15 protein-coding genes are annotated in these 14,686 nt (G+C 69.3%); 4 read left to right on the top strand and 11 right to left on the bottom strand.

Annotated elements, in window-relative coordinates; translation table 11 throughout:
- Positions 1-309: 309 nt before the first annotated feature.
- Both O159_RS00495 and O159_RS14345 read right to left on the bottom strand, forming a co-directional pair.
- Positions 310-1,287, bottom strand: a complete 978-nt coding sequence (locus tag O159_RS00495) for a two-component system sensor protein (protein ID WP_021753830.1) — start codon at positions 1,285-1,287, stop codon at positions 310-312.
- Positions 1,227-1,580 carry a hypothetical protein gene (locus O159_RS14345; protein WP_144267488.1) on the bottom strand — a complete coding sequence of 118 codons (354 nt, stop codon included), beginning with the start codon at positions 1,578-1,580 and terminating at the stop codon, positions 1,227-1,229. The genes O159_RS00495 and O159_RS14345 overlap by 61 nt, the downstream gene beginning before the upstream one ends.
- 364 nt (positions 1,581-1,944) lie before the next feature.
- Between O159_RS14345 and lysA the strand changes: the two genes are divergently transcribed.
- Entirely contained in the window at positions 1,945-3,168 is a 1,224-nt protein-coding gene (lysA, locus tag O159_RS00490; RefSeq protein WP_021753829.1) for a diaminopimelate decarboxylase, read from the top strand.
- Positions 3,169-3,298: 130 nt separating this feature from the next.
- Here lysA and O159_RS00485 read toward each other — a convergent pair whose 3' ends face one another.
- The 6 genes from O159_RS00485 to O159_RS00460 all read right to left on the bottom strand — a co-directional run bounded on the left by O159_RS00485 (position 3,299) and on the right by O159_RS00460 (position 9,201).
- Positions 3,299-4,120 carry a serine hydrolase gene (locus tag O159_RS00485; protein ID WP_407929774.1) on the bottom strand — a complete coding sequence of 274 codons (822 nt, stop codon included), beginning with the start codon at positions 4,118-4,120 and terminating at the stop codon, positions 3,299-3,301.
- A 218-nt stretch (positions 4,121-4,338) separates the two neighbouring features.
- Positions 4,339-6,294, bottom strand: a complete 1,956-nt coding sequence (locus O159_RS00480; protein WP_021753827.1) for a M13 family metallopeptidase — start codon at positions 6,292-6,294, stop codon at positions 4,339-4,341.
- A 16-nt stretch (positions 6,295-6,310) separates the two neighbouring features.
- A complete protein-coding gene (locus tag O159_RS00475; RefSeq protein WP_043993844.1) occupies positions 6,311-6,709 on the bottom strand; it encodes a hypothetical protein in 399 nt (132 codons plus the stop codon).
- Between the two features lie 188 nt (positions 6,710-6,897).
- Entirely contained in the window at positions 6,898-7,200 is a 303-nt protein-coding gene (locus tag O159_RS00470; protein WP_021753825.1) for a hypothetical protein, read from the bottom strand.
- The gene (locus O159_RS16405) at positions 7,169-8,551 is read right to left on the bottom strand and encodes an HNH endonuclease family protein (protein ID WP_330216831.1); all 1,383 of its coding nucleotides are present in this window, start codon (positions 8,549-8,551) and stop codon (positions 7,169-7,171) included. Before O159_RS16405 ends, O159_RS00470 begins: the two co-directional genes overlap by 32 nt.
- A gap of 23 nt (positions 8,552-8,574) precedes the next feature.
- Positions 8,575-9,201: a hypothetical protein gene (locus tag O159_RS00460; protein ID WP_043993396.1), complete on the bottom strand. Its 627-nt coding sequence runs from the start codon at positions 9,199-9,201 to the stop codon at positions 8,575-8,577.
- 64 nt (positions 9,202-9,265) lie between these two features.
- Here O159_RS00460 and O159_RS00455 point away from each other — a divergent pair, with 64 nt between their 5' ends.
- Entirely contained in the window at positions 9,266-10,600 is a 1,335-nt protein-coding gene (locus O159_RS00455) for an MATE family efflux transporter (RefSeq protein WP_021753822.1), read from the top strand.
- A gap of 206 nt (positions 10,601-10,806) precedes the next feature.
- On the opposite strand, the gene O159_RS00450 is transcribed toward O159_RS00455, so the two are convergent.
- Genes O159_RS00450 through O159_RS00445 form a run of 3 tightly spaced genes read right to left on the bottom strand, consistent with a single transcriptional unit; the run spans position 10,807 to position 13,099 of the window.
- Positions 10,807-12,015, bottom strand: a complete 1,209-nt coding sequence (locus tag O159_RS00450) for an amidohydrolase (RefSeq protein ID WP_021753821.1) — start codon at positions 12,013-12,015, stop codon at positions 10,807-10,809.
- Between the two features lie 5 nt (positions 12,016-12,020).
- Complete coding sequence (locus O159_RS15385; RefSeq protein ID WP_236609506.1) at positions 12,021-12,392, bottom strand: substrate-binding domain-containing protein; 372 nt, start codon at positions 12,390-12,392, stop codon at positions 12,021-12,023.
- Entirely contained in the window at positions 12,389-13,099 is a 711-nt protein-coding gene (locus O159_RS00445) for a LacI family DNA-binding transcriptional regulator (protein WP_236609505.1), read from the bottom strand. The genes O159_RS15385 and O159_RS00445 overlap by 4 nt, the downstream gene beginning before the upstream one ends.
- Positions 13,100-13,196: 97 nt before the next feature.
- On the opposite strand from O159_RS00445, the gene O159_RS15380 reads away from it, so the two are divergent.
- Together O159_RS15380 and O159_RS15375 are read left to right on the top strand one after the other, a co-directional pair.
- The gene (locus O159_RS15380; protein WP_021753820.1) at positions 13,197-13,892 is read left to right on the top strand and encodes an MFS transporter; all 696 of its coding nucleotides are present in this window, start codon (positions 13,197-13,199) and stop codon (positions 13,890-13,892) included.
- Positions 13,893-13,903: 11 nt separating this feature from the next.
- Positions 13,904-14,476: an MFS transporter gene (locus O159_RS15375; protein WP_021753819.1), complete on the top strand. Its 573-nt coding sequence runs from the start codon at positions 13,904-13,906 to the stop codon at positions 14,474-14,476.
- Positions 14,477-14,686: the final 210 nt, after the last annotated feature.

Below are 14,686 nucleotides of genomic sequence, written 5' to 3'. Positions count from 1 at the left end.
CGTTATCCCAATCCCGTGCCGTGCGGATGTTCACCCCGACGGCAGCCGCTGCTTCGCGACGCGAGATGCCATCGCGTCGCAACTGGAAGTAGCGTTCCTTTCCTGGATGCGGACCAGTCCCGGTTTTCCCCTGGCTGCGCAGGCCGGCCTTCCATACCCACGTCCCGCAGGTCGCCGGGTTGAACCCCAACTCACGCGCCGCGATCGTGATGCTCCCACACGCCTCGAACAACGCGAAGAACGCGTCCTTATCAGCCTGCGTGAAACAGCGTCGATCCCTCGAATAGCTCCTTAAACGGGCCACGGTCGTTACAACTCCCAGAAAGTCCAGGTGTTGCAACGACCGTTAGAACCCAAGAAAGGAACGGTCGCGGTGCGCCGCTCGCCGGTCTCCCGATGAACGAAATCCATGGCGCACTCGTCTGCGTCGACCGTCTCCTGAAGGACGAAACCGCCCCTCGCCGATGCGCCGAGGAGAGCTGTGCGCCACGGTCCCGGTTCACTCTCCGCTCCGAGGGTGACGCCGTCGCCGCCGTAACCGCCGCCGGGCTTGAGCACCCAGTTCGCGCGTTCGTCGACCAGCGCATCGACGCCACGGCTGTCAATGGCGTCGGCGAGCGAGAGCGTACGCGGAACATGATGACGGATCAACGCGGCATCGTCGATGTCGAGATCGTCGACATCGGACCACAGCCATGCGAGGACCGTCTTGTCGGTGAGCAGCCAGGTGTCCTCAGGGGTGTGGAGCTGGACGCTCTTGGCCTCGTGGGCCGCGATCAGGGCGTCCAGGCCGGAACTGTTCGGCTGATCGTGGCAGAGGAACAGTCGCAGGACCGCCGCGACCGTGTCGTCGTCCAACTGCAGGCGACCCGACGAGTCGACGGTGAGATCGTCGAAGCGGCACGCGCGAACGTCGAGGACGTGTCGCCGCCCCGCTTCGCACATCGGCTGGAGGAAATCGAGGAACATGTCGTCCGTGTCGAGACCCGGCATGGCTCCGACGGCGAAGACCGGGATGGCGACGACCGCTCCATCGTTCAGGCGCAGCGAGCGGCGAAGCTCCCCGAACCGCGCATCTACCGCCGGCGTCGGAGCGGTGATGCGGTCACCGAGACCGGCCCGTGCGACGATCTCGCGGTAGCGCTCAGCGAGTGTATCGGCCTGCAACGTGCCGCCGATCGAGCCGTCTATGTTGATCTCGACGAAACGAGGAACACCGCGCTCGATCAGGATGTCCGACCGTGCAGAGACAAGAAGATCCTCGGTGAGTGGGGCTTCGGGGCGCAACAGTGGCGCCGCGGGTACAGATCGGTGCCCAGGATTCGATGCAGCTCCCCGACCGAACGCGCACGCCGACGACACGCTTCGAGGATGAGCGCCATCAGACGTTCGCTCGTCGCCGCCAACCCGGCGTACGCGGCCTCGTCAAGGATCAGCGGACGAACAGGATGCCACGAGCCCGTCGAGCCCGGCACATCGTCGTAGAGCGATGAACGCCCACGCACGCCGTGAGTGACCACGCGTTCGCGAATGTCGCCATCGATGGCCTGCCAAGCATCCAGTACGCCGTCGATCACCACGCACCCGTCATTCCCTTGTCGTGTCTATGCACCCGGGTCACGGATGTTGCGCGGGATCCAACTCAGACCGATCCCAATCGCGCTGTGAGTGATTCCTCGTGAGAACCCAGCTCGTCAGCACTTGGTTAAGATCATTGCATAACATTGAGTCGGACATCCGCCGGTGACGGCCTCGCTTGCTCCGCCGCGGCGACGACCGGCAATATCGGAAGCACGGGCAGCAGCGACTAAGTTCGCTGACGCCAAAACCCCGAACGGGCAGCGCATCCAACAATGAGGATCAGACGCCGCAGAAATGCCGAATCCGGGCCACAAGGAGAGAGAACCCCCGTTGACGACTCTAGTCACTGGTCGAGCATCGACGATGGCCGGAACGGACCTCGCCGATATTGCGAACACGTTCGGAACACCGGTGTGGGTGTATGATGCACAGCAGATACATGCACGAGTCGAGCAACTTCGACAATTTGACGTCATCCGCTTCGCTCAGAAGGCGTGCTCGAACGTGCATATTCTGCGAATGATGCGAGACCAGGGTGTTCGCGTCGACGCGGTCTCCGCCGGCGAGCTCGAGCGGGCACTCGTGGCGGGATACGAGGTCGGCGAGGGGCGTGACGAGGTTGTCTTTACGGCCGACCTTCTTGATCGGCCGACACTGTCGCGGGTGATCGAGCTGGGTGTCCCGGTCAATGCCGGCTCCCCTCAGATGCTCGAGATGGTAGGGGCTGCATCTCCGAAGCACCCGGTCTGGATCCGCGTGAATCCGGGGTTCGGACACGGCCACAGCCGCAAGACGAACACAGGCGGCGAGCACAGCAAGCACGGCATCTGGTACGAGAGCCTGCCGGCTTCTCTTGATCTCGTCGACCATTACGATCTCGATCTCGTCGGTCTCCATATGCACATCGGCTCTGGCGTGGACTACAGCCACCTCGCGCGTGTCTGCGACGCTATGGTCGAGCAGGTCGCATCGCTCGGCCGGGACATCCAGGCGATCTCTGCCGGAGGCGGTCTCTCGGTTCCCTATGGCGCCGACGAACCCGAGATCGACATCGACAAGTACTTCAGGCTGTGGGATGCCGCCCGACGTGAGATCGAACGCCATCTCGGCCACTCCGTACGCCTCGAAATCGAACCCGGCCGATTCCTTGTCGCGAACTCCGGCTCACTCATCACCGAAGTGCGCGCTCAAAAGAATGCCGGCTCACATCGCTTCGTCCTTGTCGACGCCGGTTTCAACGACCTCATGCGCCCGGCAATGTACGGAAGTCGCCACGCTGTCAGTGCCATCTCATCGCGCGGAGAAGAGATCACAGCGAACCCGACGGCGTCTGTCCTCGCGGGGCCGTTGTGCGAGTCAGGTGATGTCTTCACACAAGACAGCGATGATGAGGTCACATCGATCCCACTTCCGCGCGTCGATGTCGGCGACTTCATCGTCTTCCACGACACGGGTGCGTACGGGGCCAGCATGTCGTCGAACTACAACTCGCGACCGCTTGCGCCAGAGGTGCTCGTCGATGACGGAACGGTCACGCAGATCAGACGGCGACAGACCATCGATGAGTTGCTGGCACTGGAGCTGTAGAGCGCTGCGGGCCTGATGACGTGGTCACGCCAGGCGGTGGACCCGAACAGGTCCACCACCTGGCTGTCGGGGCGAAGGAGGAGGGCCGCGGAGCCGAGACCGGCTCCCCTGGCCCAGCAATCGCACCCGCTCAGAAGACGTACTCGAGGAGGTCGAGGCCGACCGTCCGCATCCCGTCGATGACGGCGAGCCGCGAGGAGAGGCTCGTGTCGTCGAAATACGTCGAGACGGCGAAGGTCAGTCCGGCCCGCGGGCCGCGCAGCACGCCGACCTCGCTGCGCACACCGGCGTCGCTGCCGGTCTTGTTGACCAGCAGAATGCCGTGCTCGGCGTGCCGGTGCGAGTGCGGGTCGAGGCCGAAGGCGCCGGAGACGAGGGAGAAGTCGCTGTTCAGCGAGAGCCAGGAGATGACCTGGCGGCTGGTCTGGGGGTTGACGACCTCGCCGCGCGCGAGCGCGGCGAAGAGCCAGGTGAGTTCGTTCGCGCTGCCGACCGAGAGCTGCGGTGCGTCGTCCGGGCCCCGATGGTCGCGGACGAGATCGAGCAGCGCGGTGCGGGTGAGCCCGAGCGCCTCGGTGCGGGCACTGACCGCCTCCAGTCCGACGTGGCGCAGGAGCACATTGGTGGCGAGGTTGTCGCTCGTCGCGCCGACGAGGGCGGCGAGGTCGGCGACGGGGAGGGCGGGCACCTGGAGGTGCTGCCAGATTCCGGAGTCGCCCACGGCATCCTGGGGAGCCCGGTCCAGCAGGGCCAGGGAACTCAGCCCCTCCGACTGCAACCGCGCCGCCACTTCGACGAGGAGGAGGACTTTGCCGATGGAGGCGGTGGGCATGACGACGTGGTCGTCCACCGAGAACAGCACCTCGCCGGTGCTCAGGTCCGTCACACGGCCAGACACCTGCACGCCCTGCACCGCCAGTGTCCCGAGCGCGTCGAAGGCGCAGCTGAACATCTCCCGGGACGGCGCCGTTCCCCGGTGCCGGGCACGACGCGCGCTCGCGCCGCGGCGGCGTTCGGTCTGCGGGGTCTGGATCGTCACGGCGGTGCTGGGTCCTTCTCCACATCGGGACACTTCGGTCGATCGGCGGTCCCTCCCCGGCCACGGACACCGATGATCGTACTCCGCCCGGAGGGTGCTTAAGCGGCCTCCGGAAGAAATTACGGTGGGTATCACCAGATAGTGACGCGCTTCTCCGGAGCCAGCCACAGACGATCGCCTTCGCTCACCTCGAAGACATCGTAGAAGGCGTCGATATTGCGCACGATCTGATTACAGCGGAACTCGTTCGGCGAATGCGGGTCGATCGCCAGCAGGCGGAGGACCTCCTCATCCCGTCCTTTCTGCTGCCAGGCCTGCGCCCAGCTGAGGAAGAAGCGCTCGGCGCCCGAAAGGCCGTCGATCACCGGCGGCTCCTCTCCCGCCAGCGAGAGCAGATACGCCTTCCAGGCGATGCCGAGCCCACCGAGGTCGCCGATGTTCTCTCCGATGGTCAGCGCCCCGTTCACGTGGTGCCCAGGCGTCTGCGCGGGCGACAGGGCGTCGTACTGCTCGATGAGGCTGGCCGCGCGCTCCTCGAACACGGCGCGGTCGGCCGCCGTCCACCAGTCCTCGAGGCGGCCGTCGCCGTCGAATTTGGAGCCCTGATCGTCGAAGCCGTGGCCGATCTCGTGCCCGATGACCGCGCCGATCGCGCCGTAGTTGGCCGCGGCATCCCGGGCGGCGTCGAAGAACGGGTATTGCAGGATAGCCGCGGGGAACACGATCTCGTTGAAGCCGGAGTTGTAGTACGCGTTGATCGTCTGCGGCGTCATGAACCACTCGTCGCGGTCCAGCGGCCTGCCGATCTTCGCGAGTTCGCGGTGGAACTCGAACAGCGCTGCGGCGCGGACGTTGCCGAGCAGATCGGTCGGGTCGACGGTCAGCGCCGAGTAGTCGAGCCACGTGACCGGGTAGCCGATCTTCGGCGTGAACGTCGCCAGCTTGTCGAGCGCGCGGTTCCGCGTCGCCGCGCCCATCCACTCCAGCTTCTGGATGCTCTGGCGGTACGCCTCGATAAGGGTGGCGACCAGATCGTCCATCGCCTGCTTCGCCGTGGGCGGGAAGTGCTTCTCGACGTAGATGCGGCCGACCGCCTCGCCCATCGCGCCCTCGACCAGCGAGACGCCGCGCTTCCACCGGGCGCGCATCTCCGGCGTGCCGGTGAGGGTGCGGCCGTAGAACTCGAAGTTCGCGTCCACGAAGTCGCCCGGCAGGTAGGGGGCGGCGCCGTGGATGATCTGCCAGGCGAGCCAGTCCTTCCACGACACGAGCCGGTCCTCGGTGAGCAGGGAGGCGAGACCCGACGTGAACGAGGGCTGCCGCAGCACGATCTCCGCCAGCGCGCCCTCCGGAGCGCTCAGACCCCTCGCCCAGTCGTCGAGGCCCGCGGAGCCGAACAGCGCAGTCGCGTCGGCCCAGGTGAACAGGTTGTAGGTCTCCTCGGAGTCGCGCGACCTCACATTGTCCCAGTGCTGCGCGGCGATCTCCGTCTCCAGATCGAACACCCGCTGCGCGCGCTCCGGCGCGTCCGAGAGCCCGGCCAGCTCGAACATCCGCTGAAGGTGCGCGCCGAACGCCTCGCGGACCGACGCGAACCGCTCCTCCCGGAAGTACGATTCGTCCGGCAGCGAGATCCCGGCCTGCTCGGCGAACACGAGGTAGCGCTCCGGATCGCCCGGGTCGTTGTCCACGAACAGCTGGTAGAACCCGCCGACCCCGTGCCGCTCCAACCGGCCGAGCGTCTCCAGCAGGGCCGGGACGCTGTCCACCCCGCTCGCGAGCGCCAGCTGCGCCTCGATCGGCTGGACGCCGAGGGCGTCCACCCGCTCCTCGTCCATGAAGCTCGCGAACAGGTCGCCGAATCTGCGCTCCTCGGTGCCCTCCGGCGCGGTCTGCGCAGCCTCGACGATGTCGCGCACCGCGCCCTCCGCCTCCTCCGCGAGCACCATGAACGACCCCCAGCGCGCTTTGTCGGCGGGGATCTCCGTGCGGTCGAGCCATTTGCCGTTGACGTGCCGGAACAGATCGTCCTGAGGACGGATCGTGGGGTCGAGTTCGTCGGTGTCGATGCCGGAAGCCTGGGTCATGGCCCCAGCCTACGGGTCAGGCAGGCACGGCGAGCGCCCGGAGACGCCGGAACGAGGTGAGGAACAGTCCGGCCAAGACGAGCTGCACCAGGATGGACACGACCCCGGAGACGCTTTCGTACCCGGCGAAGGAGAAGCCGATGTTCACGACCGCGAGCAGCCCGTAGCCGACACCGAGCACGCCGGAGAGCAGCGGCCGGTTCGTCATCCGCCACCAGGGCCGAGCGGCCCGGACCGGCTCACCGGGACCACGGAAGACCCGTGTCGCGAGATACCAGACGGCAAGCTGCAGAATGCTGAGGACGATGGAGCCGCCCTGCGTGTTCAGCGCGTCCAGGAGCAGAGTGAGCAGGATGTCGACGCCGACGAGGATGGCGACGACGATCGCCTTCTCCTTGGGCGTGATGAAGCGCATGGTGCTGTCCCCTGAATGTTCGCTTCCGAGGATGTCAGACTCCGCTCGCTCGACCGGAACGGCGCGCCGCGGCTCGTTCAGGGTCCGGGGAACAAACGACGACACCGGCTCCCGGGTCACGCGACGCCGGAGGCCGAACACGCCCGCGACGGGGTCGCCTCGACATCGGAGATCGCGACCGGGAACGTCTACTGCCGTCGGAGGCGATCGAGCTGTGCCACCGGCCAGGCCGGGTCTTCCCACCGGTCCGCGCGGACCCGGGACCGCAGTGAGGTCAGGTCGTCTCGCAGATGATGGCGTCGATGCTTCGCGTACTTCCGAGCGGAGGCGCTGTCGGGTATCATGTACGAATACGGGACGCCGCTCTCCAGCGAAACGACCTGGGAGTACTCCTCGACCGTGTCGCCGTCGCCGGTGTCCGCGAAGCCGGAGATCACGTGGGCGGACGGACAGTGCCAGTCAGAGGTGAGCAGGAAGGTCCAGCCCTCCATCGGCTCCACTGTGACGCCGTCGACGACAGAGGTGTCGCCGGTCGCCCCGCTGCCATCGTCGGGAGTCGATGAGGCGCCCGGGAGGGAGGGCTGGGCCGCGGCGGTCCCGAGCAGGTGGCCGGCGACGAGGGCGACGACGAGAATCCCGGCGGTCGTGATGGCGAGAGCGGCGCCGCCGAGCGCCCAGGCGACGATGGCGGCGGCGGAGAGAGGACGGCGAGCCGGGACAGGTGGATGCGGGAAGGCTGCATGGCCGGGCGCTGGGGAGGCGAACGGAGCAGACGACAGGTGGCCGGGCTGAGGCTGGGGCTAGGGCTGGGGCGATCGCAGCGGGTGGGCGCTCGGCGGCGGGTATGCGCCGGGAACGGACGCCTGATGACCGGGCTGACCCGGGAGGGCGCTCGGCGGCGGCCATCGCGTCCCCGCGAGCAGCGCGTCCCGGGCGCGTGTCAGCGCATCCTTCGCCGCGCCCTCGCCCTCGGGCAGCGCGGAGGCCGTACGCGCGGAGGATCTCTTCCTGGCTGGACGTCGGCGGAAGGCCGAGGAGGGCAGCGGCTTCGGCCGGGGTCATAGGAGAATGGTTCCGCGTGATCGCATGGGTCGATCGTAATGGGGTCAGCAAGCGTCGAAGAGCCGCTGGAGGGCAGCCTTCTCGGACGACGTCACCCAGAGCCCGTATTTCGCTTTGACGGCCACCTGGCGAGCCGCGTATGAGCAGCGGTATCCGCCTGTTCGGCGGGAGCCAGGTGGCGGCGTCGCCCGCGCCCTTCGCCCGGTTGGCGGCCCCCTCGACCGCGACGAGGTTGAGCGGGTCGTTGGCGAAGAGGAGACGCTGCTCCTGGCTGAGGGACTGTGCGCCGGTCTGCCACGCGTCCAGCAGGGCGACGACGTGGTCGATCTGGACGAGCGCAGAGGTGTCCTTTCCGCGGGCGAATGCGATGCGGTCGCCGGTGTACGGATCGTCCAGGGTTCCAGAGACGACCGTGCAGGCCCCGCTGCGAGTGAGGGCGGTGAGGTCGCGGGCGAGGATGTCGTCGCGGGTGTCGCAGCCGTTGCCGTTCACATCCTGCCAGGCCCGGCCGAAGTGACCGGTCCGTTCGTAGCCGGTCGCCGAAGCGCGGCCTTTGACCGCGAGCCCGGCGAGAAGGGCGGTCGCCTCGGTGGGGGGCGGCACGCCGACATCGCGCGCGGCGCCGCCGGGCAGCGCGCTCGGCGGGGTGGCGGTGGCCACGGCCGCGGCGCTCCCGCCGGGGAGGCCGCCCGCTCCGCCCGACGAGACGACGTATCCGGCCACTCCGATGACGGTCGCGACGGCCAAAGCAGCCAGTGCGCCGAGCGGGAGACGACGCACGAGGGGACGGGAGCCCCGGCTCATCACACATCCCCGAGACCGCGGCGCATTCCGCGGCCACCGACGTGGACGCCCGGCCGCTGGGCCGTCGCGATCTCACCGAGTTCGCGCATCACGCGGCCATAGTACGGCCACGCGACGGCATTGCGATAGGCGCCGGGATGCAAATGGGCTTCGTTGCGGAGACGGATCTCTGCGCGGGCAGCTTCGATAGGGGCGATGATCTTCGCCCCGTTGCGGTAGCGGATGAGGCGGTGGACCCACTGGTCGAGCAGTTCCGGGAGCCCGGCCGGGATGCCCTCGTGCTCGGCGGTGAGCGGACCGCGCGCACGGGCCGGTTCCGCCGGGCCGGGCGTGCGGCGGGCGTGGTCGCCGCCCTCCGCGCCGCCGCGCTGACGGCGCTCGGTGGCGAGCACGGCGAGCAGATCGTCGCTGCGGTTCGCCTGACGGGAGAGGATCTCCAGCGCTTCGAGCGCGGCGGCGAGCTCGTCCTCGTAAGCCGCGTAGTCCCCAGGGTGCGCCGACCGGTCGTGTTCGAGGTCGCGTTTCGCCGCCGCCGCCTGCCCGCGGGTGAGGACGGTGCGCCCGGTGCGCACGCGATCCAGCCGCCAGGTCCAGGTGGCGAGCGGCTCCGGCATCAACGGACTCATGAGACCACTGTAAGAACAACCGCCGACATTCGGCGAGGCCCCCGTCGAGTAGCGTGGAGGCGCTGTGAATCCCCTCCCCCGCCGCCCGCTCGACCGGGACATCCTGCGACTGGCCGTGCCCGCCCTCGGTGCGCTCGTCGCCGAGCCGCTGTTCCTGCTGGCGGACTCGGCGATGGTCGGCCACCTCGGCGTTGCGCCGCTCGCCGGACTCGGGATCGCCGCCGCCGTGCTGCAAACGATCGTCGGCCTGATGGTCTTCCTCGCCTACTCGACGACGCCCGCCGTGGCTCGCCGGCTCGGCGCGGGCGACGAGCGCGCGGCGGTCGCTGCCGGTGTGGACGGCTGCTGGCTCGCGCTCGGGCTCGGGGCCGTGCTGGCGGTGGCGGGATGGCTGGCCTCGCCGATCCTCGTCTCCCTGTTCGGGGCCTCCGCGGCGGTGAGCGAACAGGCCGACGTCTACCTCTCCGTCTCGATGGCCGGGCTGCCCGCCATGCTGCTTGTGCTGGCGGCGACCGGGTTGCTGCGCGGACTGCAAGACACCCGGACACCGCTGGCCGTCGCCGGCGGCGGCTTCGCGGCCAATATCGCGCTGAACGCTGTCTTCATCGGGGGCCTGGGCCTGGGCATCGCAGGCTCCGCGCTCGGAACCGTCGTCGCACAGTGGGCGATGGTCGCGGTGTACGCCGTGGTCGTCGCCCGCCACGCCCGCCGCGCCGGCGCGAGCCTGCTCCCCCGCCACGCCGGCCTCGGGCGGACGGCCGTCGCCGGGGGCTGGCTGTTGCTGAGGACGGCGAGCCTCCGTGCCGCGATGCTGCTCACCATCGCCGCGGCGACACGGCTCGGGCCGGACGATCTCGCCGCCTTCCAGGTCGCTATGACCGTCTTCGCGACGCTCGCTTTCACCCTCGACGCGCTCGCCATCGCCGCCCAAGCGCTCGTCGGCAAAGGACTCGGCGCGGGCGAGCTCCCGGAGGTGCGCGCGGTGCTCCGGCGCTGCATCCAGTGGGGCGTCGGGTCGGGGGCTGTTCTCGGCGTCGTCACCATCGGGCTGAGCCCCGTCGCGGCCGGACTGTTCACAAGCGATGCCTCCGTCGCCGCGCTCCTCCCGGCGGCGCTCGCGATCATCGGACTCAGCGCGCCGCTCGGCGGGTACGTTTTCGTGCTCGATGGTGTGCTGATCGGAGCCGGAGACACACGCTACCTCGCGCTCACGGGCTTGCTCAACGTCGTGGCGTTCGCGCCGCTCGCCGTGGTCGCGATCGCACGGGGCGACCACGACGCCGGAGGCCTCGCCGCGCTCACCGCCGCCTTCGCCTTCGGCTACCTCGGCGCCCGCGCCCTCACCCTGGGCCTGCGCGCCCGCACCTCCGCGTGGCTGCGCCCCGGCGCGGCTGTCTAGGCACAGCGAGGCGAGGAACTCGCGGAGCGACGACCGGCCACGGGGTGAACGGGGTGAAGCGGAGAAGCTCTCACCGACATCCGTCGAAAACAGAGGAAATCACGGCCGGTGGCAGGGTGAAAGGCAGGAAACGGAGGAGAAAAACGGTCGCTGGCGACCGGTTCTCCTCCGTTTGCAACGGAGAGACACCGACCGGAAGAGGGCAGCTAGGCGAGGAACTCGCGGGCGGCGACGACCAGGGCGCGGACGCCGACGGAGATGGTCGGCTGGGCGAGCGGAGCGAAGGAGGGCGAATGGTTCGAGGGGATGTCGGTGTCGACAGTGCCCGCGGCCATCGCCGCGAGGACTTTCTCAGGGTCCCCGCCGCCGAGCAGCCAGTAGACAAGCGGGACACCCGCGGCTGTGGCCAGGTTCCCGACGTCCTCGCTGCCCGAGATGGCTCCCGGCGCGCACACCGCCTCGACCCCGAACTCGCCAACGAACGCGGCGTTCACGCGCGCGGTCGCTTCCGGGTCGTTCACCGTGACGGGGTAGCGCTCGCCCCATTCCAGGTCTGGTTCCCGAGGTGCGCCGCTCGCGGCGGACTCCGCGCGCAGCGTGCGCTCCACCGCGCCGAGGACACGCGTCCTGACCCCCTCGTCGAAGCTGCGGACGCTGATCCCGAGCGTGGCGTCGGAGGCGATGATGTTGTTCTTGGTGCCGGCGTGCAGCGTCCCGACTGTGACGACAGCCGTGTCCTGAGGGGCCACCTCGCGCGAGACGATCGTCTGCAACCGCATCACGGCCGACGCCGCCATGACGACGGGGTCGATGGTGGTCTCCGGGCGGGAGCCGTGGCCGCCGCGGCCGTGAAGGGTGATCTCCATCGTGTCCACTGCGGCCATCGCGGCGCCGGGATGCGCGCCGACGACACCGGCGGGGAACGGCGCGACGTGCTGCCCAAGCACGATGTCCGGCCGGGGGACCTTCTCGTAGAGACCGTCCTGGACCATGACCTCGGCGCCGCCGCCGTGCTCCTCCGCCGGCTGGAACACCGCGACGACGGTGCCCGCCCAGCCGTCGCGAGTCGCGGCCAGCTGCTCCACCGCCCCCAGCAGGCAGGTGATGTGGATATCGTGGCCGCAGGCGTGCATGACCGGCACGGTGTTCCCGGCGCCGTCCTCGGCCGTGACCGTGGAGGCCCAAGGCAGCCCGGTCAGCTCTTCGACGGGCAGGGCGTCCATGTCCGCGCGCAGCAGCACGGTCGGCCCGTCCCCGTTGCGGAGCACACCGGCGACGCCGGTGCGGCCGATGCCCGTGTGCGTGTCGAGGCCGAGGGCGCTCAGGCGCTCGGCGACGATGCCGGCGGTGCGATGCTCGGCGAAGGAGAGTTCCGGGTGAGCGTGCAGGTCGCGGTACAGCGCTTCGAGATCCATAGGGCTCACCCTACGATGGCCGCTGACGGGGCGGCGGTGGTGTTTCCCCGGTGGAACACGCTCGCGAACGACGCGGGATGCGCGGTCTCGCCCTTCAGCATGTCCACGATCGCGCGCCCGGCCACGCGGCCCTTGTCGACGGCGGGTTGCACGAGCGTGGTCAGATCGTACGGCCAGAGCCCGTCGACGCGCGCACCGTCGAACCCGACGACACTGAGGTCCGCCGGAACGCCGAGCCCCTGTTCCTCCGCAGCCCGGATGACACCGGCCGCGAGCAGGTCGCTCTGCGCGATGATCGCGGGCGGCCGGGCGGCGGAGTCGCCCAGCAGCGCCTGTCCGGCGATCCGGCCCTCCTCCACGAACGAACCTCGCGTCATCCACCCGCCGGCTGCGGCGAAGACATCGCGGACTCCGGCCAGCCGTTCGGCCGCCGTGGCCGACGTGGCGGAGACCACCGTCGCCGGGTCAGCGGACCCCGCGAGCGGTCGCGGCTGAGCGAGAGGGCGACGACGGCGACCTCGCGATGGCCGAGATTGTACAGGTGCTGCGCGGCGACACGGGTCGCCTCCCGGTTGTCCTGGCCGATCGTGAGGATATCGGCGGCCGGGTCTCCTTCGATCGCGACGAGCGGGATGCCGCGCCGGCGGAGGGTGGCGACCGACTCGTCGAGAAGCGGACTGCACCCGATCAGCACGACGGCGTCCATCGGCGCGTCCTCGATGCGCTGGGCAGCCTCCCCGGCGTCGGTCAGGATGAGGAGGCCGGCGTCGATCGCGGCGATCTCCTCGGTGATGCCGTCGAGCAGGGCGATCTTGATGGGGTCGCGGAAGGCGTCGCGCACCCGCTCCTCCATCACGACGCCGACGATTCCGGATCGGCCGCGGCGCAGGGAACGGGCGCGCGGGTCCGGACCGGGATAGCCCAGGCGCTCGGCCGCGGCGAGAACGCGCTTGCGCGTGGCGCCGGAGACCGGGCCGGTTCCGGAGAAGGCGAGCGAGGCTGTCGACGTGGACACACCGGCCAGGCGCGCGACCGAGGCCAGCGTCGGTTTCGGGCCGTCGGAGGCCGTGCTGTGGTCGTTCACCTGTGCTAGCTTAGTCGAATCGTTTCGAGTCGAAACGATTCGACGAACGAAGCCCCGTTCCGGAACCCACCGCAGCCGCCCCTCATCAGGACAGCCGATGTCACAGCCACCCCCGACCGCCTCCCGCAGCCGCCATGAGCTGCGCGCCTGGCGCAACACCGTCTTCGCGATCTTCGTCCTCAGCGGCCTCTCGCTCGCCTCCTGGGTGGCCCGCATCCCGGGCGTCCGCGATGAGCTCGGACTCGGACGGGACCCCTCCGCCGTCGGCCTCCTCATTCTGGGGATGTCCGTGGGCGCGATCGTCGGCCTCACCCTCTCCTCGCCCGTCCTCGTCCGCTTCGGGCCGCACAAGGGGATGGCCGTCAGCCTGGTCATCGCGGCCGTCGGAACCGCGCTCGTCGGCGCCGGCGCGACCGTCTCCCACTCCGTCCCGGCTGTGGCGGCGGGGCTCATCCTGCTGGGCTTCGGCAACGGGATGGTCGACGTCATGATGAACGTCGAGGGCACCGCCGTCGAACGCGAGACCGGCAAAACGCTCCTGCCGCTCATGCACGCCTTCTTCAGCCTGGGCACCGTGATCGGCGCGGGCCTCGGAGCGGCAGCCGCAGCCCTGGACATCGCCGTCGCCTGGCACCTCTCGTTCATCGCCGTCGTCCTGGTGGCGGTCGCTGCGATCGCGATCCGCTTCATCCCGCGCGAGGACGCCCTCGGCGAGGAGACAGGCCCGAAGGAGCGCCTCGCCTTCGCCTGCGCGCAGCGCTGTCGGTCTGGGCCGATGGGCGCCTGGTCCTGATCGGTGTCGTCATGCTCGGGATGGCGTTCGGCGAGGGATCGGCGAACGACTGGGTCGCCCTCGCGATCGTGGACGGCCACGGCCAGACCAACTCGGCCGGCGCGGTCGTCTTCGCGGTGTTCGTCGCCGCCATGACCGCCGGCCGCGTGGCCGGGGGACCGATCGTGGACCGCATCGGCCGCGTCGCCACCATCCGCGTCACCACCGCGATGGGCGTGGCCGGCCTGCTCCTGTTCATCCTCGGCGGACCGATGTGGATCGTCGTCGCCGGCACGGTCCTCTGGGGCCTCGGCGTCTCGCTCGGCTTCCCGCTCGGGATGTCGGCGGCAGCGGACGGAGTCAGCGACACCGCTGCGCGTGTCTCCGCGGTGGCGACGATCGGCTACTGCGCCTTCCTCGTCGGCCCGCCGCTGATCGGCTTCCTGGGCAAAGAGTTCGGCATCCTGGGGGCGCTGCTCCTCATCGTTGCCCTGCTCATCGCCTCGTTCCTCGCCGCAGCGTCCGTGCGAGAGCGACGGGCAGCGGTGGCAGAGGTCGCGCTACCAGTTCCGTTTGTCGAGGAAGGTGGAGCAGACATCGTCTGACAGCATGGCTTTGACGACCTGCTGGTCGCGGATGGGGATGAACGGGTCCTCGACCTCGCCTGCGGTGTCGTCGATCCCGAGGAAGAGCTTCTCGGCTCCCTGCCGAGCCAGTTCCTCGTCCCCGCTAGTCTCCGCCGATTCGCTGCGGAATTAGAGGTGGTTTCAGTAGTCGGCGTGGCGGTGGTTGTTGTGGCTGGTTAGCGGGGATGC

It is taken from the genome of Leifsonia xyli subsp. cynodontis DSM 46306 (genome assembly GCF_000470775.1).
GTDB classification, from domain to species: domain Bacteria; phylum Actinomycetota; class Actinomycetes; order Actinomycetales; family Microbacteriaceae; genus Leifsonia; species Leifsonia cynodontis.
This window is presented reverse-complemented; position numbering and strand designations above follow the sequence as displayed.